General features: G+C 53.9%; 2 protein-coding genes. Both read left to right on the top strand.

What is annotated here, in order from left to right; genetic code table 11:
* A partial coding sequence (locus tag MLE19_RS22875; RefSeq protein ID WP_240720621.1) for a MerR family DNA-binding protein occupies positions 1 to 367 on the top strand: 367 nt, incomplete at its 5' end.
* Positions 368 to 447: 80 nt separating this feature from the next.
* The coding region (locus MLE19_RS22870) for a cation transporter (RefSeq protein WP_240720622.1) at positions 448 to 621 on the top strand (174 nt) is incomplete at its 3' end.

The following is a 621-nucleotide window of genomic DNA, read 5'->3' as shown; positions in this document are numbered from 1 at the left end:
GGTCGCTAGCCAGGCGATTCGATTCTACGAAAAAGAGAGACTTATGCCTCCTCCGAGGAGGACCGATGCCAACTATCGGCGTTACCCACTGGAAGCTGTGGATCGGTTGCAGTTTATCGTCCATGCCAAGCAGTGGGGCTTCACGCTACAAGAGATTCGGGAGCTGTTAATGCTTCAGGATGCTAATGGCGACCGGGCGCAAGCTAAACGCATCGCCAGCGAGAAGCTGCACAAGGTGCGAGAGCAGATCAAACATCTCACGCGGATTGAAGCCGTATTATCGAAAACATTGAGTGAGTGTGCAGGCGAAGGGCCTATGCAGGAAGGCTGCCCGATTGTTGAAGCTATCGCTGAGCAGACTGAATGATCGGGCATTTTCTCGATAGCGAACATGGGAATCAAGTTTGCCTACCGGGTCGTCGATAAATTAACAGGGAGATCGTCATTATGGCGCAATACGTCGATATCGAGATTCGTGGTATGTCCTGTGCTTCCTGTGTTGGGCGTGTGGAGCGCGCACTCAGCCAGCAGCCAGGCGTGATCAACGCTCAAGTGAACCTCGCCGCACAGAAGGCGGCTATCCAGGTCGAAGCAGGTACCGCGACCACTAGCCTACTCAAC

Source organism: Vreelandella neptunia (genome assembly GCF_022489065.1).
Taxonomy (GTDB): Bacteria; Pseudomonadota; Gammaproteobacteria; order Pseudomonadales; family Halomonadaceae; genus Vreelandella; species Vreelandella neptunia_A.
This window is presented reverse-complemented; position numbering and strand designations above follow the sequence as displayed.